The organism is Phytohabitans flavus (assembly GCF_011764545.1).
GTDB lineage: Bacteria > Actinomycetota > Actinomycetes > Mycobacteriales > Micromonosporaceae > Phytohabitans > Phytohabitans flavus.
In genome coordinates this window covers 5,168,498-5,191,535 of sequence record NZ_AP022870.1, presented here as the reverse complement: position 1 = coordinate 5,191,535, position 23,038 = coordinate 5,168,498, and the positions used below count along the sequence as shown (strand labels likewise).

19 protein-coding genes, 1 tRNA gene, 4 pseudogenes and 1 CRISPR repeat array are annotated in these 23,038 nt (G+C 69.6%); of the genes and pseudogenes, 8 read left to right on the top strand and 16 right to left on the bottom strand.

Going from position 1 to position 23,038, the window contains the following annotated elements; all coding sequences use genetic code 11:
* Position 1: 1 nt before the first annotated feature.
* The 6 genes and pseudogenes from Pflav_RS22615 to Pflav_RS22590 form a co-directional block, all read right to left on the bottom strand.
* Positions 2 to 2,273: pseudogene (locus Pflav_RS22615) on the bottom strand (transglutaminase TgpA family protein); the annotation flags it as partial.
* A pseudogene (locus Pflav_RS22610) lies at positions 2,221 to 3,356 on the bottom strand (DUF58 domain-containing protein). The pseudogenes Pflav_RS22610 and Pflav_RS22615, both read right to left, overlap by 53 nt.
* A gap of 89 nt (positions 3,357 to 3,445) precedes the next feature.
* Positions 3,446 to 4,446: pseudogene (locus tag Pflav_RS22605) on the bottom strand (AAA family ATPase); the annotation flags it as partial.
* Entirely contained in the window at positions 4,446 to 7,109 is a 2,664-nt protein-coding gene (locus Pflav_RS22600) for a fibronectin type III domain-containing protein (protein WP_415624330.1), read from the bottom strand. The pseudogene Pflav_RS22605 and the gene Pflav_RS22600, both read right to left, overlap by 1 nt.
* A gap of 216 nt (positions 7,110 to 7,325) precedes the next feature.
* On the bottom strand, positions 7,326 to 8,435 hold the full coding sequence (locus Pflav_RS22595; protein WP_232071773.1) for a fibronectin type III domain-containing protein: 1,110 nt from the start codon (positions 8,433 to 8,435) through the stop codon (positions 7,326 to 7,328).
* 45 nt (positions 8,436 to 8,480) lie between these two features.
* Positions 8,481 to 8,879: a RidA family protein gene (locus tag Pflav_RS22590; protein ID WP_173037998.1), complete on the bottom strand. Its 399-nt coding sequence runs from the start codon at positions 8,877 to 8,879 to the stop codon at positions 8,481 to 8,483.
* Between the two features lie 168 nt (positions 8,880 to 9,047).
* Here Pflav_RS22590 and Pflav_RS22585 point away from each other — a divergent pair.
* Positions 9,048 to 9,131, top strand: a tRNA-Leu gene (locus Pflav_RS22585).
* Between the two features lie 666 nt (positions 9,132 to 9,797).
* Positions 9,798 to 10,289, top strand: a complete 492-nt coding sequence (locus Pflav_RS22580) for a hypothetical protein (RefSeq protein WP_173037996.1) — start codon at positions 9,798 to 9,800, stop codon at positions 10,287 to 10,289.
* Between the two features lie 407 nt (positions 10,290 to 10,696).
* Here the strand turns inward: Pflav_RS22580 and Pflav_RS48900 are convergent, their stop codons facing one another.
* Complete coding sequence (locus Pflav_RS48900; protein ID WP_377308232.1) at positions 10,697 to 11,110, bottom strand: WD40 repeat domain-containing protein; 414 nt, start codon at positions 11,108 to 11,110, stop codon at positions 10,697 to 10,699.
* A gap of 641 nt (positions 11,111 to 11,751) precedes the next feature.
* On the opposite strand from Pflav_RS48900, the gene Pflav_RS22570 reads away from it, so the two are divergent.
* From Pflav_RS22570 to Pflav_RS22560, 3 genes are all read left to right on the top strand, one after another.
* A complete protein-coding gene (locus Pflav_RS22570) occupies positions 11,752 to 12,078 on the top strand; it encodes an AbrB/MazE/SpoVT family DNA-binding domain-containing protein (protein WP_232071771.1) in 327 nt (108 codons plus the stop codon).
* Entirely contained in the window at positions 12,075 to 12,749 is a 675-nt protein-coding gene (locus tag Pflav_RS46055) for a hypothetical protein (protein WP_232071769.1), read from the top strand. The genes Pflav_RS22570 and Pflav_RS46055 overlap by 4 nt, the downstream gene beginning before the upstream one ends.
* 611 nt (positions 12,750 to 13,360) lie before the next feature.
* A CRISPR array of direct repeats spans positions 13,361 to 13,817; the repeat unit is 29 nt; unit sequence GTGCTCCCCGCGCACGCGGGGATGGTCCC.
* 59 nt (positions 13,818 to 13,876) lie between these two features.
* On the top strand, positions 13,877 to 14,146 hold the full coding sequence (locus Pflav_RS22560; RefSeq protein WP_173037992.1) for a hypothetical protein: 270 nt from the start codon (positions 13,877 to 13,879) through the stop codon (positions 14,144 to 14,146).
* A gap of 796 nt (positions 14,147 to 14,942) precedes the next feature.
* Here Pflav_RS22560 and Pflav_RS22555 read toward each other — a convergent pair.
* Both Pflav_RS22555 and Pflav_RS46050 read right to left on the bottom strand, forming a co-directional pair.
* Entirely contained in the window at positions 14,943 to 15,674 is a 732-nt protein-coding gene (locus tag Pflav_RS22555; protein ID WP_377308236.1) for an NADP-dependent oxidoreductase, read from the bottom strand.
* On the bottom strand, positions 15,602 to 15,940 hold the full coding sequence (locus Pflav_RS46050; protein ID WP_232071767.1) for a hypothetical protein: 339 nt from the start codon (positions 15,938 to 15,940) through the stop codon (positions 15,602 to 15,604). Before Pflav_RS46050 ends, Pflav_RS22555 begins: the two co-directional genes overlap by 73 nt.
* A gap of 85 nt (positions 15,941 to 16,025) precedes the next feature.
* Between Pflav_RS46050 and Pflav_RS22550 the strand changes: the two genes are divergently transcribed.
* Together Pflav_RS22550 and Pflav_RS22545 are read left to right on the top strand one after the other, a co-directional pair.
* Positions 16,026 to 16,418 (top strand): MarR family winged helix-turn-helix transcriptional regulator, encoded by a 393-nt coding sequence (locus Pflav_RS22550; RefSeq protein WP_197938705.1) that lies wholly within the window; start codon positions 16,026 to 16,028, stop codon positions 16,416 to 16,418.
* Between the two features lie 32 nt (positions 16,419 to 16,450).
* Positions 16,451 to 16,779: pseudogene (locus Pflav_RS22545) on the top strand (sensor histidine kinase); the annotation flags it as partial.
* 68 nt (positions 16,780 to 16,847) lie between these two features.
* On the opposite strand, the gene Pflav_RS22540 reads toward Pflav_RS22545, so the two are convergent.
* From Pflav_RS22540 to Pflav_RS22520, 5 genes are all read right to left on the bottom strand, one after another.
* Positions 16,848 to 18,146: an ArsB/NhaD family transporter gene (locus tag Pflav_RS22540; RefSeq protein ID WP_173037990.1), complete on the bottom strand. Its 1,299-nt coding sequence runs from the start codon at positions 18,144 to 18,146 to the stop codon at positions 16,848 to 16,850.
* A complete protein-coding gene (locus Pflav_RS22535; RefSeq protein WP_173037988.1) occupies positions 18,143 to 18,589 on the bottom strand; it encodes a CBS domain-containing protein in 447 nt (148 codons plus the stop codon). Before Pflav_RS22535 ends, Pflav_RS22540 begins: the two co-directional genes overlap by 4 nt.
* A gap of 166 nt (positions 18,590 to 18,755) precedes the next feature.
* Complete coding sequence (locus Pflav_RS22530; protein ID WP_173037986.1) at positions 18,756 to 18,908, bottom strand: hypothetical protein; 153 nt, start codon at positions 18,906 to 18,908, stop codon at positions 18,756 to 18,758.
* A gap of 107 nt (positions 18,909 to 19,015) precedes the next feature.
* A complete protein-coding gene (locus Pflav_RS22525) occupies positions 19,016 to 19,867 on the bottom strand; it encodes an ABC transporter permease subunit (RefSeq protein WP_173037984.1) in 852 nt (283 codons plus the stop codon).
* A 14-nt stretch (positions 19,868 to 19,881) separates the two neighbouring features.
* Complete coding sequence (locus Pflav_RS22520) at positions 19,882 to 20,793, bottom strand: ABC transporter ATP-binding protein (RefSeq protein ID WP_173037982.1); 912 nt, start codon at positions 20,791 to 20,793, stop codon at positions 19,882 to 19,884.
* Between the two features lie 80 nt (positions 20,794 to 20,873).
* Here Pflav_RS22520 and Pflav_RS22515 point away from each other — a divergent pair, with 80 nt between their 5' ends.
* Positions 20,874 to 21,491 carry a GbsR/MarR family transcriptional regulator gene (locus Pflav_RS22515; RefSeq protein WP_232071765.1) on the top strand — a complete coding sequence of 206 codons (618 nt, stop codon included), beginning with the start codon at positions 20,874 to 20,876 and terminating at the stop codon, positions 21,489 to 21,491.
* Here the strand turns inward: Pflav_RS22515 and Pflav_RS22510 are convergent.
* Both Pflav_RS22510 and Pflav_RS22505 read right to left on the bottom strand, forming a co-directional pair.
* A complete protein-coding gene (locus Pflav_RS22510) occupies positions 21,451 to 22,680 on the bottom strand; it encodes an RNA polymerase sigma factor (protein WP_173037980.1) in 1,230 nt (409 codons plus the stop codon). The two genes, Pflav_RS22515 and Pflav_RS22510, sit on opposite strands and share 41 nt — an antisense overlap.
* On the bottom strand, positions 22,677 to 23,024 hold the full coding sequence (locus Pflav_RS22505) for a YciI family protein (protein WP_173037978.1): 348 nt from the start codon (positions 23,022 to 23,024) through the stop codon (positions 22,677 to 22,679). Before Pflav_RS22505 ends, Pflav_RS22510 begins: the two co-directional genes overlap by 4 nt.
* Between the last annotated feature and the right edge of the window lie 14 nt (positions 23,025 to 23,038).

The following is a 23,038-nucleotide window of genomic DNA, read 5'->3' as shown; positions in this document are numbered from 1 at the left end:
GTCAGCGGCGTTTGTGCCAGCGGAGCGGGCCGGGGTGCAGTGACCACAGCAGGCGGCGCCACCAGGAGCGGCGGGCGCGGAGGTCCGTCGCGTAGGCCACCGCCTGCGCGCTGGCCTGCCGCGCCTGGGCCTCGTCGGTCGCGAAGGGGGCGAAGGTCGCGTGGTTGACCAGCTCGGCCAGCTCGTCGATCGGGGGCGCGGCCGGCCGGAGTCCGCTGCCGGGCCGCCCCTCCGCCGCCGCGTGCGCGTGCGCCGCGACCTCGGTGGCGTCCAGGTGCGGGCCGGCGGGGCGGCCGGCGAGCCGTAGCGCGTCGCTGACCTCCAGCCACGCGCCCGCCACCCGCTCGGCCGGCGGCCCCACCTCCAGGCGCCGGCGGCGCAGCCCGCGCCGCATGGTCAGGATCACCGCGGCACTGCCGCCGATCAGCAGTACCAGCAGCGTGCTCAGCCCGCCGGCCACGATCGCGGCGGTGGGTCGGCCGCTGGCGCCTTCCTGCCCGGCGACCGGGGCGGCGGAGGCGCTGGCGGCGGCGGACGCGGTGGGCGCCTCGGAGGGTGGCTCGCTCGGCGGCTCGGTGGGCGGCTTGAAGTCTTCCTCGACCGGCCGCGGGTCGGTTTCCGGCTTGGGCATCGGGTCGAACGCCACCCAGCCCACGCCCTCGAAGAGCACCTCCGGCCAGGCCAGCGCGTCGGCGCCGCGCACGGGCCCGCTGCCGTTCGCGGACTGGAAGCCGACCACCACCCGGGTCGGCAGGCCCATCAGGCGACCCAGCAGCGCGTACGACGCGGCGAACTGCTCCGACGTGCCCTCCTGCCCGCCGCCGCCCCGCGGTCCGAAGAGGAAGAAGCCCAGGTTGGGGAAGGCGTGGCCGCTCGGCGCGTCGGCGACGAGCCGGTAGTGGGTGGCCAGGAACTCCTCGATCGCCACCGCCCGCTGGTACGGCGCGCCGTTTTCGTCGGCGATCTGGTCGGCGAGGCGCTGGATCTGCTCCGGCACCCCGTCGCCGACCCGCAGCACGCGGGCCACGGCCGGGCCGGAGGGTACGCCGGCGGCGGAGAGCAGTCCGAGGTCGGGCCGCTCGCGGGTGGACGTGACCGTGTACCGCAGGCCGGATTGCAGGCCCTCGGGCCGGATGAGCGTGCCGCTGCCCGGGTCGTACGCGACGCGCGCCCCGTCGATCGCCGTCGGGGTGGCCGCGGTGGGCAGTAGCCGCCCGGTCAGGTCCTCGATGGTGACCTGCTGCCGCAGGGTGTCCACTGTGGAGCCGGGGATGACGGCGGGGGAGGGCAGCACCCGGCCGGCGGTGCGGTAGGTGGCGCCGACCCGCCAGGTGATGCCGTCGTAGTCGTTGAGCACCGCCAGCCGCAGCCGTACCGGCCCGCCCGGCTCCGAGCTCACGTCGAGCAGGTGCTGGTCGGGGTTGAGCGCCCAGCCGGAGATGCGGATCAGCGGGTTTTCGTCGAGGCTGTCCACCTGCGGCGGCTGCACGTATTTGCGCGGGTCGACCGGTCTTGTGCTCACCTGGCCGGCGACGAAGGGTCCGACCACCGCGGCCAGTACCACGATCGCGGCCAGCCCAGCGGCGGCGCCGGCCGCCACCCGTACCCGCATCGCCGCCCGGACCGGCGCGGCGATCTCGCCTGCCGCCGGCGACGGCGGGCGACCGGTCACCGCCAGCCCGGCCGCGGCGGCGGCCGCGAACGCCAGCGTCGGCAGCACGGCGGCCTCGGCGTTGGGACCCACGACGTAGAGGGCGCCGGCGTAGAGCGCGGCCGGCGGCAGGTAGCCGGCCAGCACGCGCCCGGCCCGCACCGCGACCTCGGTGGCGGCCAGCCCGGCCAGCCATGCGCCGACCACTGGCACCAGCACCGTGTCGGGTGTGGGCTCGACCGGGATCATGGCGGTGAGCAGGCGGGGGATGCCGTTGCGCGCGGCGTCGGTGACGATCTCGGCGAGCCCGCCGGGCAGCTCGGCGCGCTGGGCCGCCAGCCGCAGCGCGACCGCCGTGTAGATCGCCATCGCGACCACCGACACCGGCGCGACAAGCCACGACGGCATGCGGCGGGCGGCGGCGCTGACACCCACTGAGCCGATCGCCGCGCCCACGACGAGCTGGGGGAGCAGCGGACCCGCGTAGATCCGCGCGAGCGCCGCGCCGCTCAACCCAATCAAGATCATGAGCACGATGGGTACGGGTGCGGCCTTTGCCAGTCGAGTGATCACCAGCGCTCGACGCCCTCCCACTCGGCGGCGAACTCGGGGCCGTCCTTGGCGTCCAGCACCACCATGCCGTCGACGGCGGCCGGCGTCGGGTCGGTCGAGCCGAACATGCCGACCACCACCGCCGGGTACGACCCGCGCAGCGCGCCCACCAGCCCCAACTCGGCGCCGCCGCCCGGACCGGTGAGGAAGACGAGCGTGTCGCCGAGGCGCTGCTGGCGCAGGCGGGTGGTGGCGGCGAGCAGGTCGCCGTCGCGGTGCAGGTGCGCCTCGGCCAGCCGGTCGAGGAAGTCGCCGGTGCCCCCACCCCCGGAGACGAGCTGGAGGGTGACCGGTATGTCCTCCCGCACGGCGGCGGCCACCACCGAGGCGGCCGCCTCGCACGCCGACTCGAACGTCTCGTCGACGCTCTCCCGAGGGTGCGCCGAGACGCGGTCGTCGAGCAGCACGACGAGCTGGGGAGCGAGGTGTCGAGATCCTCGCGCACCATCAGCTCGCCGACCTTGGCGCTGGTACGCCAGTGCACGCGGCGCAGCTCGTCGCCGACCACGTACTCCCGGAGCGAGTCGAACGTGATCGTGCCGTGCGGCACCCGGTCGAGCCGGCCGTCGAGGCTACGGGCCACGCCGGCGGGTACGGCATTGAGGTGGTGGATGCGCGGGTGCACCCACACGTTGGCGGTATCGCCGTGCGAGCGGGCCAGCGAGACAAGCCCGAGCGCGTCGCGTCGGGTGACGCGCAGTGGCCCGACCGCGATGACGCCGCGGCGGTGGGTCGGCACCGGGTAGCTGACTGTGGTGTCGTGGCCGGGGCGCAGCCGCAGCAACGGTACGGCCACCGGCCTGGCGCCGCAGCGGTCCTCGGCGATGAGGCTGGCCGAGGCGAGGCGGCCGGTGTTGCGGACGGTGAGCGTCATCGTGGCCGGCTCGCCGCGGGCCACCCGGTCCGGGTCGGCGACCCGCTTGACGGACAGCCCGGGGCGCCACGCCGCGTGCGCGAACGCGTAGCCGGTCGCGATCGCCGCCGCGCTGCCCAGCAACGTCAGCTCCGGGTAGCCGAACCAGAAGCCGGCGGCGAGCAGCACGGCCGCGCTGGCGAGCAGCCCGGCGCCGCGGGGGTGAGGCGCATCGGGTATCCCTAGCCCGAGTGGCGCCCGGCCGGCGTCCCGTACTGTCCGGGGCTGCCCTGGTAGGCCGTGCCGTTCTGGTGGGGCGGGCCTTGCGGGCCGTTGGGGAGCGGGACCGGGACCTGCTCCATGGCGTCGTTGAGCACGTCGGCGGCGGTGACCCCGCGCAGCTGGGCGTCGGAGGTGAGCAGCACGCGGTGCGCGAAGACCGGCCCCAGCAGCGTCTTCATGTCTTCGGGCAGCACGAAGCCACGCCCCTCGATCAGCGCGTACGCGCACGCCGCGCGGGTCAGCGCGATCACGCCACGTGGGCTCACCCCGACCCGCACCTGCGGGTGGTTGCGGGTGGCGGTGGCGAGCCGGACCGCGTACGCGTACAGCGGGTCGGCGATGTGTACCCGCTGCGCCATCGCGACCATCTGGCCGATCGTGTTGGTGTCCGCGATCGCCTCAAGGGCCTCCGGCGAGCGCATCGTCGCGCCGCGGAGCACCTCGATCTCCACCGCCTCACTCGGGTAGCCGACCGAGAGCTTGACCAGGAAGCGGTCGAGCTGCGCCTCGGGCAGCCGGTACGTGCCGTCCATCTCGACCGGGTTTTGCGTGGCCACCACAAGGAACGGGCGGGGCACCGGGTGCCGCACACCGTCGACCGTGACGGTGCGCTCCTCCATGACCTCCAGCAGCGCTGACTGGGTCTTGGGGAGGCCCGGTTGATCTCGTCGGCGATCACCACGTTGGCGAAGACGGGCCCGGGGTGGAACTCGAACCCCCGGGTCGCCTGGTTGAAGATCGTCACGCCGGACACGTCGGCGGGCAGCAGGTCGGGCGTGAACTGGATACGCCGCCACTGCCCGTGGATCGTGGCCGCCATCGCCCGCGCGAGCGTGGTCTTGCCGACGCCGGGCACGTCCTCCAGCAGCACGTGCCCCTGGGCGAACAGCGCGGTCAGCGCCAGCCGCACCACCTGCGGCTTGCCGAGCACGACCGCGCCGATGTTGTCGGCAAGCCGCGCGGCCAGCTGGGCGAAGCCCTGGACGTGCTGCGGCGTGAGCCCTTCGGGTGGGCTCGCTGTCTGCGGATGGTTGACGGTCGCGGTCATCAGCAGGCCGGCAGCGGTCCGGTGGTGTTCCTGTCGACGCCATCCACGTTGAACCAGGCGAACGACATGTACTTTTCCCCGCCGCCCCACTTGATGCGGATCCACACGTTGGTGCGGTCGTTCGGGCTGGTGCCCATCTTGCCCGGGTTGTAGACGTAGTCGTTGATGCCCTCACCCGTGGTGTGGCAGACCGCCTCGATCTGCCCGCCGTTGGTGCCCCGGCCGACTTGACCGGAGCCCATGTTGGTGCCATTGAACACGCCCATAGCGTTGTCCGGGTTGTTGCACCAGACGTGCTGCCCCTGGTCGGAGCTGGCGGTGTTGTTGACGCATACAGATGTGCCGAAGACCGCCGGCGTGGCGCGGTTGCCAGTAGCGGTGGTGCTGCCGGCGGCGTTGGTCACGGTGACCGTGAAGTTGTAGGCCGTGCCTGGCGTCAACCCGCCGACCGTGATCGCGTCGCAGCCGCCGCCCTGCACCTTGCCGCCGACGTCGAGGCTGCACGTCGCGTTGCCGCCGCCGTCGTTGATCGTGAAGTTGACCGTCACCGACGTGACCGTGGCGGAGCTGCCGGTAACGGTGACCGACGGCTTGTCCACAGTACGGCCGGTCGCGGTCGCCTCCGGGCCCTCGCCGGCCTCGTTGACCGCGCGCACCTTGACCGTGACGTTGGCGCCCTCGCCGAGGCCGCCGATCTCGGTGCTGGTGCCGGTGACCTCGGTGCGGTTGCCGCCTGCCTCCACGATGTACTTGGTGATCGTGCGGCCGTTTTCCGCCGGGGCGGACCACACGGCGTTGAGCGTGCCTGCCTTGCCCTGCACCGTGGTCACGTCGAGCGCCGGCGGCCGGTCCGGCACCGTGAACGGCACCACGCTGTTGCTGACCGGCGACTCCTTCGACGCGCCGCCGCGCTCGTTGACCGAGACGACCTGGAACGCGTACTGGTTGCCATACTCCAGCTCGCCGGCCGGCACCACGAGCTCGGTCGAGGTCGACTCGCCAGCCGGTGCGGCGGCGCCCGCGGCGACGGCCGTCACCGTGTACTTGCGGATGGCCAGGCCCTGCCCGTTGGCGGCCGGCCACTTCACGACGACCGTGCCGTCCGGCTTGGCCTCGGCGGTCACGCTGTCCGGCGGGTCGGGCACCTCGGACGTCGGCACGACCGGGTTGCTCTCCTTTTCCGGCCCGGCGCCCTTGGCGTTGACCGCGCGGACCGTAAACCGGTACTCCTGACCGTTGACCAGGCCGGTGATCCGCACCGAGCGCTGGCTGGCCCCCACCTCGATGGTCTTGCCGTCACCCTCCACCACGTACTTGGTGATGTCGGCGCCATTGGGGTTGGCCGAGCGCCAGCCGACCGTCACCTCGGTGTTGCCGCCGGTCGCGATGACGTCGCGCGGCGCGCCCGGCTTGCCCACCGGCGGGTCCTTCTTCACCGGCGGCGGCGGGGGAGGCGGCGGCGGGTCACCGCCGAGCACGTCGTTCGCGTACTTGTCGACGGTGTGCACCTCGTGCTTGTCGTCGACCACCGTGGCGTTCTGCGAATTCGGCGCGTTGATGAACAGGTAGTTTTCCCGGACCTCGAGCTCCAGCGGCCCGTTTGCGTCCTTGACCTCGATCTTGTTGACGAGCTGGCCGTTTTCGTCGAACACGTAGACCGTGCCGGTCGAGGCGTCCGCGGCGTAGAAACGCCCGGCCCAGGCCACCGCCGGCTCCAGCTTGGCGCCCTCGCCGGGCACCTGGAAGTCCTGCACCTTGTCGGGGCCGACGACCCACACGTGACGCGCGTCGGGCACGGTCACCGGCACCCGCGGCCCGTTTGTGCGCGGCGGCAGCGAGCCCAGCCCGTCCATCGTCAGCGGGGTGGCCTGCTTGTCCTCGCCCTTGACCGTGGTCAGCGTCTTGGTGGTGCGGTTGAGGACCGCGACGCCCTCGTCCAACGTGGAGATCGTGAGGTCGTGGCTGGGGTCGGCGACGTCGACCGTGCGCACGATCGCCGGGCTCTGACCGCTGCCGCCGGCGCCGCCGGACGCGGCCGGCGCGTCGGGCAGGGGCGCCGCGGTCACCGCGGACACCGTGCCCTCGCTGGGCACGGCCACCCACAGGCTGCCGCCGCCGTCGAACGCGCCGCCGGTGATGCCCGGCGGGTAGTGCACCGCCTCGCCGATCGGCTGAAGCGAGCGCGGGTCGAGCTGGCGCACGATGCCCTGCACCGCGTCGACCACGAACGCCTTGTCGTCCTGCAACGCCACGCTCACGCCCACACCGGCCACCGTCTTCGTGGTCGCGGTGACCTGGAGCGTGGCGAGGTCGAGGGAGCTGACCTGGCCGGTGTTGAGGTCGCGCAGGATCAGGAAACGGTCGGTCTGCGACACCTGCATGCGGTGGCCCTGGCCACGCGGGATCTGTAGTCGCGTGTCGACCCGGCCGGTCACACCGTTGACCCGGGCCATCTCGCTGCGCAGTGAGCTCCACAGCCATGAGCTGGCGTCGTAGCTGGCCACCGCGTGGTCCGCGGCGCCGAGGCCCAGGACCGTCAAGCCCATCGCGGCCACCAAACCAAGCACGGTGGCGATCGTTACGATGCCGCCGCGCTTGAGCTTCTTTGTCTTCACCGGAGTCGCGTCCGCGACCTCCGGTATGCCGCTGCCTGTGGTGACCACAGTCGGCCGCCCTCCCCACCCCGTGAACGCGGGCCGGCGTCCTCCCGCGCTGCTTGTCGTATGTGTTCCTCCCCAAATGCCGCCCGCCATCATAGGGCGTGCGCTGGGTAGGCGGGTACCCGCTGTGGATACGCTCCGCCAAGCCTGTGGATAACCCTAGTGACAGTCGTGTCGGCGCAGGTCGCTTCAGTTGCGCGCGATCTTGACGACTGTGGATTAACCCGGAGTCGGGGTGTTGCGCTCCGTACACACCTGACCGGAGGCGGCGTACTCCTCGGTGCTGTAGACAGCGAGAACCGTGAAACAGTAGCCCAGGCGCGGGTTCAAGCCGTTGATCGTCGCGCTCGTTTCACCTGGGCTGATTGTCGCCATCGCTCTGTGCTGCCGGCCCGCCTGCGCGCCCGACACGATGAACGGCACCGTGCCCTCCGTCGGGTCCTTCCAGGTGACCGTGATCGCCGTACCGTCCACTCGCAACTTCAGGTCGGTCGGCGGGTCACCGGCCAGCCGCGGTCCCTGCGAAGCCGACGGCGGTGGCGTGTCGCCGTCCCCGCCCGCGAACACCACCTGGATCGCCACGAACCCCGCGGCCACAACGGCGGCGGCGGCCGCGATGACCGCGGCCACCGTCGCGCCACGCACCTTCCGCGGGCGGCTTACGTGGTACGTGGGTTCGGAGTCGCCGCCATACGCCTGCACAGGCGGTGGCGGGTTGTATGCGGGTGCCGGCGGTGGCTGGATCGGCGGTGCTTGGTTGTAAGCGGGCGGTGGCGGTGGCTGGACCGGCGGTGGCTGGACCTGTGGCGTGCTTGGTATCGCGAACGCGGCCGACGACGGGAACTGCATCGGCGGTGGTGCCGGTGGCTCCTCGGAGGGGATGGTCAGCTCGGCCGAGGGCTGGGCGTCACCCAGGTACTCACGCGCCGCCCGCACCGTCCAGTGGTCATCGCCGAAAACGGCGGGAGCAAGCGTGGCCACCCGCCCGAACGCCCGCCGCGCCTCGTGCCGGTTGCCCAGCTCCTCCGCCACACCGCCGAGGTCGAAGGAGATCGACAGCATCAGCGGGTGCCCGTCGCCGAGGTGCAGCTGACCCGCCGCGTACGCCTCCTCCAGCACCCGCCGCGCCGCCATCGAGTCGCCCGCCTCCCGGTGCAGGCCGGCAAGGACCTGCCCGGTCGCGATCACATCCGGGTTGTCCTCACCGAGCGCGACCTTGGCGCCCTCCAGGGTCTGGTCGAGCATTACCCGGGCACCGGCGAGGTCGCCGGCGTCACGCAGCGCACGGGCATTCTGCTGCGCGGTAGCGAGCGGAGACGGCTGGGACACGCCCGTCATGCTGCCTGGCAGTGCCGCCTTCGCGCCACCCGGGTCCTACAGCGCCGCCGTGACGTCCAGCTCGATCAACTGACCGGTGAAGCCAAGCTGAGCAACGCCGAGCAACGTGCTGGCGGTGGTAAATGCGGGCGCCAGCGGTGAGGCCTGGAACCGCCCCCACACCCGCGACAGCACCGGCTGGTCACTACTGACCACGTAGATCACCGTCCGCACGACCCGCTCCGGCCCAGCACCGACCGCCGCGAGCGCCGCCATGGTGTTCGCCGCCACCTGGTCCACCTGCGCGTCGAAGTCCCCGAGCCCCACGATCATCCCGTCCGAGCCGAGCGGACACTGCCCCGCCAGGTACGCAGTCCGCCCCGCCTCCGCGACGGTGACGTGGTGATAACCAGGCGTAACGTGCAACCCGTCCGGATTGATGCGGCTGATCGGCATGGGCCCAGTGTGATCCGGCACGAGCCGGGCCGCCGCCGGTTTTCCGCCCCCGCGCGCCCACCGTGCACACCCCCGCCAGAGCCGTGTACAGTGATCCCCCGTGCGGCCCTCGGGCGGCGATAGGACGGTGCGCCCGTTCTGACGCCACAGGTAGGGTTGGACGTGCAAGTCCGGGTGGCGGAATGGCAGACGCGCTAGCTTGAGGTGCTAGTGCCCGTATAGGGCGTGGGGGTTCAAGTCCCCCCTCGGACACGTTAATTCCACACGGAACGCGACGCGTTCTCATGTTTTGCTGGTCCCCGGCCCATCTGGCCGGGGATTCTTGCTGTCGTCTGCGGGAAGTTTGTGGCCGGTGTGAGTGGGATCGTTTCGGTGTCGTTCTCAAGGGCCCAGGTGTGGTGGTCGCAGATGATGATCATGTTGGTGGCTCGCAGATAGGCGGCGACCGCGTCCGGCTTGGCTCGCTACCCAATGTGACGAGGTCGTGCCGTTCGTCGTCGCCCGGTGGTGCCCTGATCACATTCGCGGTTCGCGTGGGGGAGGGGCCGACCTGGTGCGTAGCCGCCGGCGTGTGCCATGGGCGCGCTGCGGACTGGGCGGGTAGGCCGCCCGTCGGCGGGGGCGTAGATGTTGATCCCGTGGGGGCGTTGATGTCCAGGTCCACGCGTTGATGGGTCGTTCTGATCCGTATGCATCTGTGTATCCGGCAGTCGATGGTCGGGCCGCCAGGACGCTGCGCCGGTCGCCGGCCTTTGAGGGAGTTCTTCGGACATCTCGTTTGTATCGCGGCGTCGTACGGTCTCGAATGAGTCAGTGGGTGTCCTGGGCGCTGGTGTCCACATGAGAACATGTGGTCGTGTCCCGTCGCCGAAACGGCCTGTATAAGACTGCATTCCCGATTGCTGTAGGGTAACTGTGATGACGTCGTTTAACGTCGTGCTCGTCGTGCCCTTGACCGCTGAGCTGGCGGCCGAGGGGCCGTCTGACCCGGACTACGAGTCGGTTGTCATGGAATTGTGCAGTCGCCTTGCTGAGACCGATTGCGTGTTCAGAATGGCTGGCTTCGGCCAAGAACAGTGGCCGGTGGATATCCGGTACGACTTGTCTACCCTAATTGAACAACTTCCGGACTTGCTGAATGGCTTGCGATCCAATGGTTCGGTGGAAGTGGATTTGTACGGGCAGGGCGTAGAGCGCACGCTAAGTTTTGTAGTTAATGGTGATCGCGTGACGGCCGCCTGCGCTTCCCGTACCGGTTGGATGCCCAATCCGGATGTGGAGGAAATCGATCTTGCTGAGCTGTTGGCGATGATTGAATCCGTAGCCTTTGAGTTTGCCAAATTTATGCGGATGGTCTGGCCGCAGTGCGCAAAGACTGCCCCCTTCGTGGATTGGGTTTCTGTTCGGTAGCAGGATGTCGCGCCCGATCCGAAGCGTGATGGCTTGTGTGCGTCGTGCGCTGACGGTTGTAGTGGGCGGCCTGGGTTGCCGTCAGCGTTGCCGTCGCGCACGAGCCATTGATCGTGATTCTTCGATTAATCTGCGGCGGCCTCGGGGCTGGATCTAGCTGGGATCCCGTGGGACCGATCTGGCAATGGGGTGCTTGGTGCTGGCGGCGGCGCGGCTTCTGCGAAAGCGTCGATGCGTGGGCGCGTGCGCGCGGGCCGGAACAGCTTAGCGCGTGCGCGTGCGTCCGGCGTAGGCGGGCGCTCTTGATTGCGTGAAGCAATTTTGGACCAGCGCCACCCGCGGGATGCAAGGCTTTGTTGCTGCGGCGATCTGTGTTGCTGGTTGGCTTGTGGATGCGGTCCGTGATGTCAGCGGAGGAGATCAAAGCCGTATACGGTGCGGGCTCCGGCGCAGAAGATTGTTGTGCTGTCCGGGCTCCATCGGATCTGATCGATTGTGGCTTCTGTTCTGATGGTGCTGACGAATGTTCCGTCAGTGGGAGACCAGATTCGGAGCGACTGATCTGCGCTGCCGCTCGCGAGCCAGAGGCCGTCCGGTGCTACCGCCAGTGCGTGCAGCGATTCGGTGTGGCCTGTCAGGGTGTGGAGCGAAGGACGACAGGCAGGTCCGCGGAGCGTTCTTCGAGTTGTACCTCCATGAGCGCCTGCTCCGGATCGGCTACACGGTGACGTGCCATCCAGTGCTGGAGGGGACAAGTCGCCGGCCTGACTTCCTAGCCGAGAGGGACGGACGGTCGATCTACATTGAGGCGCGCTCGGCATCCGCCACCGACGTCGCCGTCGGCGCGGCGGCGCCTGAGCTCGGTGGGTGCGTCGGCAGGTTCGTTGGAGGTTGTTGGTGGTGTCGCGGTCCGCGTAGCGTGGCCGGGCAGGTTCGGACGCACATCTGCCGGTGGCTGTGGAGGTGACGCGGCTGCGGGGTACTACCGGACTGTGGGCGGTGAGCGCGGTTCATCGTCCAGATTGGACGATGGACGGCGGCGGGGCAGTCGTGCACTGAGCTGCCACGGGAAATGGCCGCCGAGTCATTGGCCCGGCGGCCCTTGCTGCCACTCGTGCTATCGATGGTGAGAGGGCGTTTGCTCAGGTAGGGTTCTGCATTAGGTTAGCGAGAGCGTGCCGGCGAGGCACAGCTCCCGTTGGGCATCGATTTGTGTCGATCCTCGGACACAATTTCCCGGCATACCTGCGTGATTTGACGCAGTGGTGTTCAAGGGCATTTGAATACCAGTCGGCCAGCATCGCTGCTGGCTCTCGGTGGTGGTCGCGGTGACCTCCACGATTATTTCCCCGGTCGTCCCGGCCAAGCACGCTGCGGTCGTGCGGCTGTGTCAGCGCGTGATCGGCGGGCGTTGCCACTGTCCCAGTCGCCGGCCCGTGAGCCTGGCTCATTGATCTGCGGGATGGCGTCGATCGATCGCGACGGCCGGATCGCCGATGTCGCGGTGATCGGGGCTATGGGCTGGCGGCGTGGTACCCGCCTGGACGTGCGCCTCGGTGAGGGCCTGATCCTGGTCACAGCCGACGAGCGGGCTGTGTTCCGCGTCACGGACCCTGGTCGGGTGCGGCTGCCGGCGTCGGTGCGGCATTGGTGTGGGCTGATCGGCGGGTCTCGTGTCCTGTTGGTTGCCTATCCCGAGGTGGGGTTGCTGGTGGTCCAGCCACTGTCGTCTCTGGCGCAGATGATCACGCAGTTCCACGCTGTTGCGGTCCGGGGTGATGCGGCATGACCGCGCCACCGAGCACGCGACCCGGTCCCGCGGAGGTCGAGGCGGCGCTGGTGCTGCTGTCCCGGCTCGGTATCTCGCCCGCTGACTTACAGCAGGCCGCTCCGACGCGGCCGGCTCCGACGTTCGCCGCGTATGTGCCGGTGGTCTCGGCCGCCGTCAGTGCCGGCACCCGGCGGGTTTACAGCTCGTATTGGAATCGGATCGTCGAGCATTGGGGTGAGCGGCGGCTGGACGAGCCGACTCCGTCGGAGGTTGAGCAGTTGACTGAGCGGGTCAAGGCCAATGTGGTCAAACGCCGTAACGCGCGGGGCGGTCGTCTGGCGGCGGAGCATCTGATCGCGGCGATGCGCTGCTTGTACCGGCATGCGATCAAGGACGGTTTGATCGGCGAGGGCTGCAACCCGGCGGTCAAGGTTGCCAAGCCGCGGCGGCTGCCCAGCACTCGCCGGGCCGTGACTGATACGCGGTTGGCGGAGATCAACAAGGTCGCTGCGACGACCGGCGATGACCCTGGGCTGGACGCCATCATCCTGCGGCTGCATACCGAGACCGCTTGCCGGCGTGGCGGCGCCTTGGCCCTGCGTTTTGAGACCTCGATCCGGACCAGTGTCTGGTGCTGTTGCGGGAGAAAGGCGAGACGGTGCGCTCGCAGCCGGTGTCGCCGACGCTGATGCGGGGCCTGCTACGGCTTGTCGAGGACCGCGACCCGCCCCGGCTGGGACGCCGGTACTGCGTTACCGCGACGGGCGGCCGATCACTTACCGGCGTTACGACCATCTCTGGGCGCGGATCCGTCGGCATCTGCCCTGGGTCGCGACGCAGCAGATCAGTACACATTGGTTGCGGCATACGACGTTGACGTGGGTGGAGCGTGCCTTCGGATACGCGGTGGCTCGTGCCTTCGCCGGTCACACCGACGGCGGTGCCAACGTTGGCACGACGACCACGTATGTACGTGCGACGTTGCAGGAAGTGGCAGCGGCGGTGGCTGCCCTCACCGGCGAACCACACCCGCTCGCGTAGGTCGAGCCCCCGACGGCCGCGTAAGCGCTCGACGCTTGCGCGGCCGTCGGTAGGGTCGACTGGGACCTGGCGTATGCCGGTTCGTGTCGACGTCTTCCGGGTCGATGCTGGCGTCAGCAGGTCTCGTGGTCCAGCATGGACTCCGCGCAGTCGGAGGCCAGGCCGGTGGCGCGAGATGCATGCCGGCAGACGGCATGACTCGGACGACAAAGTGAATAAAATCCAGCCCACGCGCCCGTAAAGTCCCAGGTCAACAAGTGTGCTCCCCGCGCACGCGGGGATGGTCCGAGTGCCGCGAAAACCGTTGTCGGCGCGGTATCGTGCTCCCCGCGCACGCGGGGATGGTCCGGCGCCGGCGGCGATGAGGCCGAGCGGCAGCCAGTGCTCCCCGCGCACGCGGGGATGGTCCCGCGCGGTCGATCAGATAAACGAAGCTGCGCTTGTGCTCCCCGCGCACGCGGGGATGGTCCCTCCACGCTCGGAAAAGCCCTAAAGTGGATGGCGTGCTCCCCGCGCACGCGGGGATGGTCCCGCCGTGCCGCCACCGCCCGAAGACGACACCGCCGTGCTCCCCGCGCACGCGGGGATGGTCCTCCGGATGGATGCGACGGTGCCGACACAATCCCGTGCTCCCCGCGCACGTGGGTATGGTCCGTCGCACACCACGAGGTGGCTCTCGCTCGGCAAGTGCTCCCCGCACACGCGGGGATGGTCACTGCCCAGCCATCGACCCGCTCTGCGGTCGTTCGTGAAATGGGCCGTCGACCACGACTACATGCCTGCTGAGCTGGACGTCCCGGCCAGCATCAGCCGGGAACAACGCGCGATGCTGGACGACGAGGGACGCCTCGCCCTGGCCCAGCGCCTCCTGCGCGACCAACTCGACGATCCACCCGCACGCCTCGCGGCCGTCCTCGTCCTACTGTTCGGCCAACGCATCACTCGCCTGGCTGCCCTCGACGTCAACGCCGTCACCGTGACCGACAGCCGGACCACCCTGACTCTGGCTGTCACCCCTATCCGGCTCCGCGAACCCCTCGCCTGACTCGCCCGCGAGGTTGCCGGCCACTCCCGCAGGACCGGCTCACGCTGGCTGTTCCCCAGCAGCCAAGGCAACCGGCCGCTATCCGGGGAACGTCTCCGCGACCGAGCCGCCAAGCTCGGACTGACGAACGCACTCCATGCCCGCAATGGCGCGCTCGCGGCCCTCGCCGCCCAACTACCACCAGCACTGCTCGCCGACCAGATCGGCTTGTCGGTCGGTGCCGCCACGTACGCCCGCCGGCGTCGGCGACCGCTGCCTCTAGGTGGCCTGCCGAGCGAGCTGAACGGCCTTTGGTGTAAACGATATGAGGTCGGCCCGCACATTCAACTCCGCTGCATCGGCAAGGGATGTAAGCACTGGGTGAGACCGCTTCAGAAGCTCACCGTCCGGCCCCTTGACCGCGTGGCTCACCGAGCTTCACGGGCCGTCAGAGTCGCCGTTGTTCCCGACCAGCACGGGAATAACGGCGACCCGGGCGGCGGGCGCAATGCTTTGTCACCCGACACATCGTGATCGCGGTCCAGACGCTGCCCGGACCGAGCCTGGGCGGAAAGAACGGCACCCCGCACACACGGCGACACACCCGCCCGATGAGCTCTCGAACGCCGGGATCGACACCGCCAGCATCGCGTTCTGGCTCGGCCACGCCACCATCCATACGACCCAGTCCCATCGTCACGCTGACCTGGAACTGAAACGCCGGACCGCGAAGGACCTCGACCGCTACCAGCGTGTCAGGCAGGCTAAGCGGCGTTGATGCCGTTGGCAGCCGGAGCGTCGAACCGCTTGTTGCGTTCTATCCGACCTTGAGGGCCAGCTTCCCGACATAGTGATCGTTGAGGGTGCGATGCGCATCCTTGACTCGCTTGAACGGGAAGGTCCGGGCGACGTGGACCTCAAAGGAGCTCGCCTCGATGATCGCGTTCAGCCGATCGGTGCCGGCACGGCTTATATCCCCGTCGTAGTAGGACACCGGCGGGCCCGGCGGGGTCACAGGCACGGGCATGACACCGTTCGGCCAAGCGATCCGTCCCGACTTCTTGACCGCGCGAAGAGATCGTTCGGCAGTCTCGCCGCCCGCGGTGACCAGAGCCGCATCGAGCCCGCCAGGTGCGAACTCGAGTGCCGCCGCCAACACATCCTCCTTTCGACCGTTGACGACGTCGTCGGCGCCCAACCGCCGGGCCAGGGCGACACCATCGTCACCAGAGGCCACGGCCAACACTCGGAGGCCGCTGTACCGCGCCAGCTGCACGGCCATGTGCCCGACGCCTCCGCTGGCTCCGAAGACCATGAGCGTTTCGTCCGGCCGCAGACCGAGCAGATCGAGGCCGCTCAGTGCGGTCAGGGCATCCCAAGGCATCGCGCCGGCCTGTTCGGTCGGCAGCCGGTCGGGCACATGAGCCACGAACTCCGCCTCAACGACACCGTACTCAGCGTAAAAGCCGCCACGCTTCACCGGCATCGTCGAAGCGTAGACACGATCACCCACATCGAACCGAGTGACATCGCGTCCGACCGCGGCCACCGTGCCCGCCGCGTCCCAGCCAAGAACATAGGGGAAGGTCGACGCGACGCCGAAAACGCCGTCGTAGCCCCCTCCCGCTCGAACGCGTCCCAGGACGCGACCCCTGCGAACTCCACCCGGATGAGAACGTCGTCGTCGCCGACCTCCGGGAGCGGTACCCGGCGCGACGAGAGTTCGTCGACGCCGCCGAACCGGTCAAGGGCGACCGCGTTCATCTGCGGCACCACGATCGCGCCGCCCGCTGCGCGCTCGACTCGGCTATCCATCGGCCCTCCTTATTGCTTGAGTGAATCAAGGATATTGGATCACAGCTATTTGAGCGAATCAAGTAACTGTTCTAGGCTAGGAGCCATGGCACTGCCGAACGGACCCGTAACCACCTCGTCCGAAGCCGAGGCCGTCCTGTTCGACCTGGTCGACGTATACGACCGCGCCTACGAGGCAGCCGCAGCCGAGCTGTCGCTCAGCCCCGCGCAGGCATGTGTACTCGGGCGACTCGATGAGCGACGCGGCATGGGCGCCCTGGCAGAGGAGCTCGGCTGTGATGCCTCCAACATCACCCAGATCGTCGCGCGTCTCGAAGCGCTCGGCCTCGTAACCCGCGAACCGAATCCGCAGGACCGCCGCGCACGACTCCTCACGCGAACCCCCGAGGAGACGAGATCAACCACCGGTTCGCAACAGCCTTCACCTTCGCCCGCACGGCGGTCGGACGACTCTCACCCAACGAACAGGACCAGTTGACGGCACTGCTGCGCAAAGCACTGGGCTGACACGCACCCGTGGTGGCTAACCTCCTGCTCAACGCCGTGCGGTACACCCCGGAGGACGGCACGGTGTGGGTCAGCGGTGGCAGCGGCACCGACGGCGCCTGGCTGGCCGTCGCCGACACCTGCGGGGGATCCCCGAGGCCGACCTGCCGCGGGTGTTCGACATCGCGTTCCGTGGCGAACGCGCCCGGACCCCGCGCGGCATCGACGGCGCGGTCGGCGGCCTCGGGCTGGCGATCGTGCGTGGACTCGTCGAAGCGCACGGCGGCCGCGTCGACGCGCACAACATCCCCAACGGCTGCCGCTTCGTCGTCCACCTCCCCGCCGCTTCCTGAGGTGACGGCGCCCGACCTGGTCTGTTTGCTTCGAGGACGCCGCCGCTACCGATCCCCGGGTGGTCGGCTCAGACGAAGGCGAAGTAGCGCAGCCACAGATACGGCACGGTCAACGCGACGGTGACGACAGTGACGACGAGGCCGTACTTGGTGAACTGCCAGAAGGTGATGGGTTTGCCGGCGCGTTCGGCCAGGCCGAGCACGACCACGTTGGCGGAGGCGCCGACGGCGGTGGCGTTGCCGCCGAGGTCGGCGCCGAGGGCCAGGGCCCACCAGAGGACCTGCGACTGGCTGGTGTTGCCGTTGCTGTTGACCATCTCGGCGACCACGGGGCTCATCGTGGCGACGTAGGGGATGTTGTCGACGACGGCAGACAGCAGCGCCGATCCCCACAGCAGCACCATCGTGGCGAGGAACAGCCGGCCCTCGGTGGCGTCGGTGGCGGCGCGGGAGATTTCGTCGATGACTCCGGTGTTTACCAGGGCGCCGACCATCACGAAGAGGCCGGCGAAAAAGACCAGCGTGGGCCACTCCACGTCTTTGGCGACCTCGCCGGCGTCCAGCCGGGACAGGGTCAGGAGTATCAGCCCGCCGACGATGGCCACCACCGAGGGCTCAAGGTGAAGGACGGTGTGCAGGACGAACGCGGCGGTCACGGCGGCGAGTACGACCATGCTGACCACGAGCAGCCGGGCGTCGCGGATCGCGTCACGTTCGCGCAGAGTGGCGATCTGGGCGGCCCGTTCCGGGTCGTACTTGAACGCGGACCGGAACAGGATCCGGCACAGCCCGATGAAGACCACCACCAGGAGCGCGACGATCGGGGCGAGGTGGAGGAGGAAGTCGTTGTAGGACAGGCCGGCGCGGCTGGCGATGATGATGTTCGGCGGGTCACCGACCAATGTGGAGGTTCCGCCGATGTTCGAGGCGAGCACTTCGGCGATCAGGAACGGTGCCACGGGTACGTCGAGGCGTTCGCAGACCAGGAAGGTGACCGGCGCTATCAGCAGTACGGTGGTGACGTTGTCCAGGAACGCGGACGCGACCGCGGTGACCAGGACGAGCAGGACCATGACGCGGAAGGGGCGGCCGTTGGCGCGTTTGGTGGCCCAGATCGCGAGGTACTCGAACGCGCCGGTGCGTTTGAGCACCGCGACGATGAGCATCATCCCGATGAGCAGGAAAATGACGTTCCAGTCGATGCCGGCTTCTTCGGAGAAGAACGCGTGCTCGGCGTCCGTCGCACCGATGACGAGCATGATCGCCGCACCGCCGAGAGCGGCGGCGACCCGGTGGATCTTCTCGGTGGCGATCAGGACGTAGGCGACGGCGAAGACTGCTATGGCGGCCCAGGCGGTGACGCTCACGTGCCGAGCATCCGGTCCAGCAGGGCGTCCAGGGTGATCGCGCCCAGAAGCGTCCTGTCCTTGTTGGCGACGGCGACCAGAGGGCTGCGGCTGGCCGCCATGGTCGCGGCGATCTCCAGGACGGTGGCGTCCGGGTCCACGACCGGCAGCTCGCGGCGCTCCCGGGGAAGCAGCTCGGCCACCGTGCGGTCACCCACGTTACGGATGAACAGGTCGGCGGCGGCCTCGTCGATCACCCGGGCCAGCGTGGGGTCGTCCTGGCAGTAGGACGGGATCGCCATCCGCAGTACCTGCGTGCCCGGCAGGATCGTGGTCGGGCGTCCAGCGTCGTCGACCACGATCAGTCCGGGCAGGTTCTGCCCGGCCAGGAGCCGTGCGGCATCCATCGCCGGCGTATCCATGCCCACTGTCGGAAACGGCGCGGCCAGATCTTGTGCCCGCAAGGCGTGTGCCTCCTGTCCAGGTCACGGCAACAACGACGCCGACCAGACTTCCCGGCACACCTGACGGTCACCCTACCGTCCCGGGTGCGGTAACAGCAGCCTTGAAGCGTGGTGCAGGCGGCCGGCTGTGGTTGGGTGCGCTCTTCGTTGGACAGCCGAGGGGACCCTAGATGAGGGCTACGAGGATCAGCACGGCCAGTATCGCCAATGCCAGACCTCTGATCACGCTCAGGCCGATCATGGCCGAGCGGTCCTCGGCGCAGTGGCGGGCTGACCACGCATCACGAACGATCTTGCGCCGGTCCGATTCAACGCTCACGACGACAAGGTGCGCCCACCGCCGGGTGGTGGGCAACGATCCTGACGAAAGCCTGACGGGCATCCGCCGTAGGGATTTCGTCAAGAGGCTGGCCGCCCGGGGCTGGCTCAGCGGCGCAGGTCCCGCTGGTTTAGGCGCCATACGCCGGCCGCGACCGCCACAGTCGCGCAGCTGGCGAGGACCGCGATGTCGCCGCCGTTGACGCCGTTGATGAGCGGTTGGTGGTCGATGTAGTAGTGGTACGGGGTCAGGTAGCGCAGCCACTCCGCGCCGATCTGGGGTGCCAGGCCGTGCAGTGCGTAGGCGAGCACACCGAGGCCCGCCGTGCTGCCGAAGACAGCGCCGCGTGAGCGGCCGAAGGCGGCGCCGATGCCGGTGGCCACCGCGCCGAACAGCAGGCCGAGCAGGGCGACGTTGAGCGTCTGGGCGGCGAAGCCGCTGACGGCGATGCTGTCCAGGTCGGCACTGTTGCGCACGGCGAGCATGGCGGCGAAGACCGCGGCCGCGATCAGGATCGCGCCGGCGGCGAGGGCGGCGTAGCGGTGCAGCAGCAGGCGGGTACGGCTTATCGGGTGCGCCAGGAGCAGGTCGAGGTATCCGGACTCTTCGTCGGTGGAGATCGTCCGGGCACCGGTCGCAGCGCCGTAGAACGTGACCAGCAGCGGGACGAGGAGCCCGAACACCGCACCGCGCAGATACCCGGCGGCGGTCGAGGTGTCCTCGAACCCGAACCCACGCATCGCCTCGGGCACGTTGGCCATCGAGTCGGCGGAGACCTGTGGGTAGAAGCTCGCGTACACGAGTGCCAGCAGCCCGGCCGCCACGGCCCAGACCAGCAGGGACCGCCGGTTGTCCCACAACGTCCGCGTGAACACCGATCCGTTGAAGGCACCGCCTAGGCTGCCGCCGGCCACCCGGCCGGGAGCGGTGGTCGCGGGTGAGGGAGTCGAAGTCGTCATCGTCATCCCGTTCGTCAGCGGTCGGCAGCGGCGGTGTCGCCGCCGCCGGTGTAGAAGGTGTGGAACAGGTCCTCGAGGTCCTGGGTTTCCGTGCGCAGGCTCGTGACGGTGTGTCGGGCGGCCGCCTTGACCACCGAGTCCGGGCTGCTGTCGAGCCGGAACGACATCGTGGAGCCGTCCACCGCCAGGTCGGTGACGCCCGGCAGCGCGGCGAACTCGGCGGCGGGCGCCGGGCCGGCGAAGCCGATGGCGACCCGCAGGAACGAGCGGTCGCGCAGGTCAGCGACCGTGTCGAGGGCGACGAGCCGCCCGTCGCGGACTATCGCGACCCGGTCGGCGACCGCCTCGACCTCGCTCATGATGTGGCTGGACATGAACACCGTCCGCCCCGCCCGCTTCGCCTCCCCGACAAGGTCGAGGAACGTCTGCTGGACGAGCGGGTCGAGCCCGGAGGTGGGCTCGTCCAGGATCAGCAGCTCTGGATCGTGCATGAACGCTTGAACCAGGCCGACCTTCTGCCGGTTGCCCTTCGACAAGCTCTTGATCCGCGCCCGCAGGTCCAGGTCGAAACGGTCGGCCAGCTCGCGGATCCGGTCAGCCGGCACGCCGCCGCGCAGCGCGGCCAGGAACGCCAGGCACTCTCCAGCACGTTGCCGGCCGTCGACGGCGAAGTCGCCGGGCAGGTAACCGACTCGCCGGTGCACCTCGATCGCGTCGCGCCGGGCCGCGCGCCCGAGTACACGCACGGTGCCGGAAGTGGGACGGATCAGGTCCAGCAGCAGCCGGATCGTCGTCGTCTTTCCCGCACCGTTCGGGCCGAGGAAGCCGAACACCTCCCCGACCCGCACGGTCATGGACAAGCCAGCCAGGCCCCGCCGGGCCCCATACATCTTGGTGAGATCGATGAGCTCGATCGCCGCAGCCATACCTTCAAGCTATCAGTATGTTCAGAGATTTCTGAAGACTCGGAGGCGTTAGGATATCGTCAAGATCTCGGAAGGCAGGGGTGGAGTTGCCGGATACGTCCGACGCGGCCGAGCGGATGGCGTTGACACTGACCCAGGGCGGGTTGCAGAGAGCGACGGCCCGGGTCCTGGCGGCATTCCTGTTCGCCGAGACCGGCAGCCTCACCGCCCCGCAGATCGCCGAGCGGCTCGCGATCAGCTCAGGGTCCGTATCCAGCGCGATCAAGATGCTCTCCACCGTCGGGCTGATCGAGCCGGTGCCGGCACCGGGCAGCCGCCGCGAGCACTACCGGTTGCGCGACGGCGCGTGGGCCACCCTGATGTCCACGCAGAACGGCATGGTCCAAGCCATGTTCGAAGCCGCAGAACGGGGCATCGAAGCCGCCGGACCGGACAGCCCCGCCGCCGGACGCCTCACCGAGATGCGCGACTTCTACGCCTTCATGTTCCGCGAACTGCCCGCCCTCATCGACCGCTGGCACGCCGAACGACCCAGGGATAGGACGTGGTCACCAGCGCGGGGTTCGTGCGCTGGTGTGCCGACCAGCTCGCCGCGTTCGGCCCGGTTCTGCACTGGCTGGTTAGGCATACGAGGCAGGGCTTCGGTGCGGCACCAGGTCAGGTGTCGGGGGTGCGGAGGTGGGCGGCGCGCAGGGTGAGGTAGCGCTGTTCCGGTTCGCTCGCGGTCATCCGCGCCGCCTTCAGGTACGCGGTCCGGGCGGCGGCCGGTTCGCCTGCGCGTTCCAGCAGGTGGCCGCGGACGGCCTCCAGCCGGTGGGTGTGTGCCATCCGCTCGTCGGCGTCGAGCGTGCCGGCGAGGGCCAGCCCCGCGCGCGGCCCGTGCACCATCGCTACCGCGACCGCGCGGCTGAGCGTGACAAGCGGTCCGGGCGTCACCTGCGCCAGCACGTCGTAGAGGGCGAGGATCTGCGGCCAGTCGGTCTGCTCGGCGCTCGGCGCCTCGTCGTGGACGGCGGCGATGGCGGCCTGGAGCTGGTACGGCCCGACTGGCCCGCCGCCCAGCGTGGCGGCAAGCAGCGCCACCCCCTCCCGGATCGCGGCACCGTCCCACTTCGAACGGTCCTGGTCGTCGAGGGGTACGAGCGCGCCGTCGGCACCGGTGCGGGCGGCCCGGCGCGCGTCGGTGAGCAGCATCAGCGCGAGCAGGCCGGCCACCTCGCCCTCACCGGGCAGGAGCCGGTGCAGCAGCCGGGCGAGCCGGATCGCCTCGGCGGTCAGGTCGGTACGGTGCAGGCCGGGGCCGGAGCTGGCGGTGTACCCCTCGTTGAAGACCAGGTACAGCACGTGCAGCACCACGCCGAGGCGGGCGCTGTGCTCCACCGCCGGCGGCATTGTGAACCGGGCCCCGGCCTCGCGGATCTGCCGTTTGGCCCGGGTGATCCGCTTGGCCATCGTCCCTTCCGGCACCAGGAACGCGGCCGCGATCTCCACGGTGGTGAGCCCGCCGACCGCGCGCAGGGTCAGCGCGAGCTGCGAGGGCGGCGAGAGCGCGGGGTGGCAGCACAGGAACAGCAGCGTAAGGGTGTCGTCGGCGTCCCCCTGGGCGTGTGATTGGAGGGCGGGGTCGGTGGCGACCACGACCTCCCGCTCGCGGCGGGCGCTGTCCGCCCGCCAGTGGTCCACGAGTGTTCTTGTCGCGACCGTCAGCAGCCAGGCGCGCGGCTGCTCGGGCACGCCCTCTGCCGGCCACTGCTGGGCGGCCGCGAGCAGCGCCTCCTGGATCGCGTCCTCGCACGCGTCGAACTGGCCGTATCGCCGCACCAGCGTGCCGAGGACCCGCGGCGCGAGGTCGCGCAGCAGGTCCTCGATGCCATCCCCGCCGATCACCCTTCCATGATCCGCCGGACCTCCATCGGGTACTCGGTGTAGGCCACCACCCGCGACGCGATCTCCAGGGCCCGCTCCTCGCTCACATCAAGGATCCAGTACCCGGCCAGCGACTCCTTGATCTCCGCGAACGGCCCGTCGGTCGGCACCGGCGCCCCACTCTGAAAGCGGACGGTCGTGGCCCGTTCCGGGTCCATCAGCTTGTGCGAGGCCACTATCTCGCCGGTGTCTTTGAGCTCGGCGTCCATCGTCATCATCAGCTCGTGCAGGCCCTTGACCCACTCTGGCGATCGGCCCTCCAGTGAGGCACCCAACCCACCAAACATCATGATCATGTACTTCATCGGATCTCCCTGGC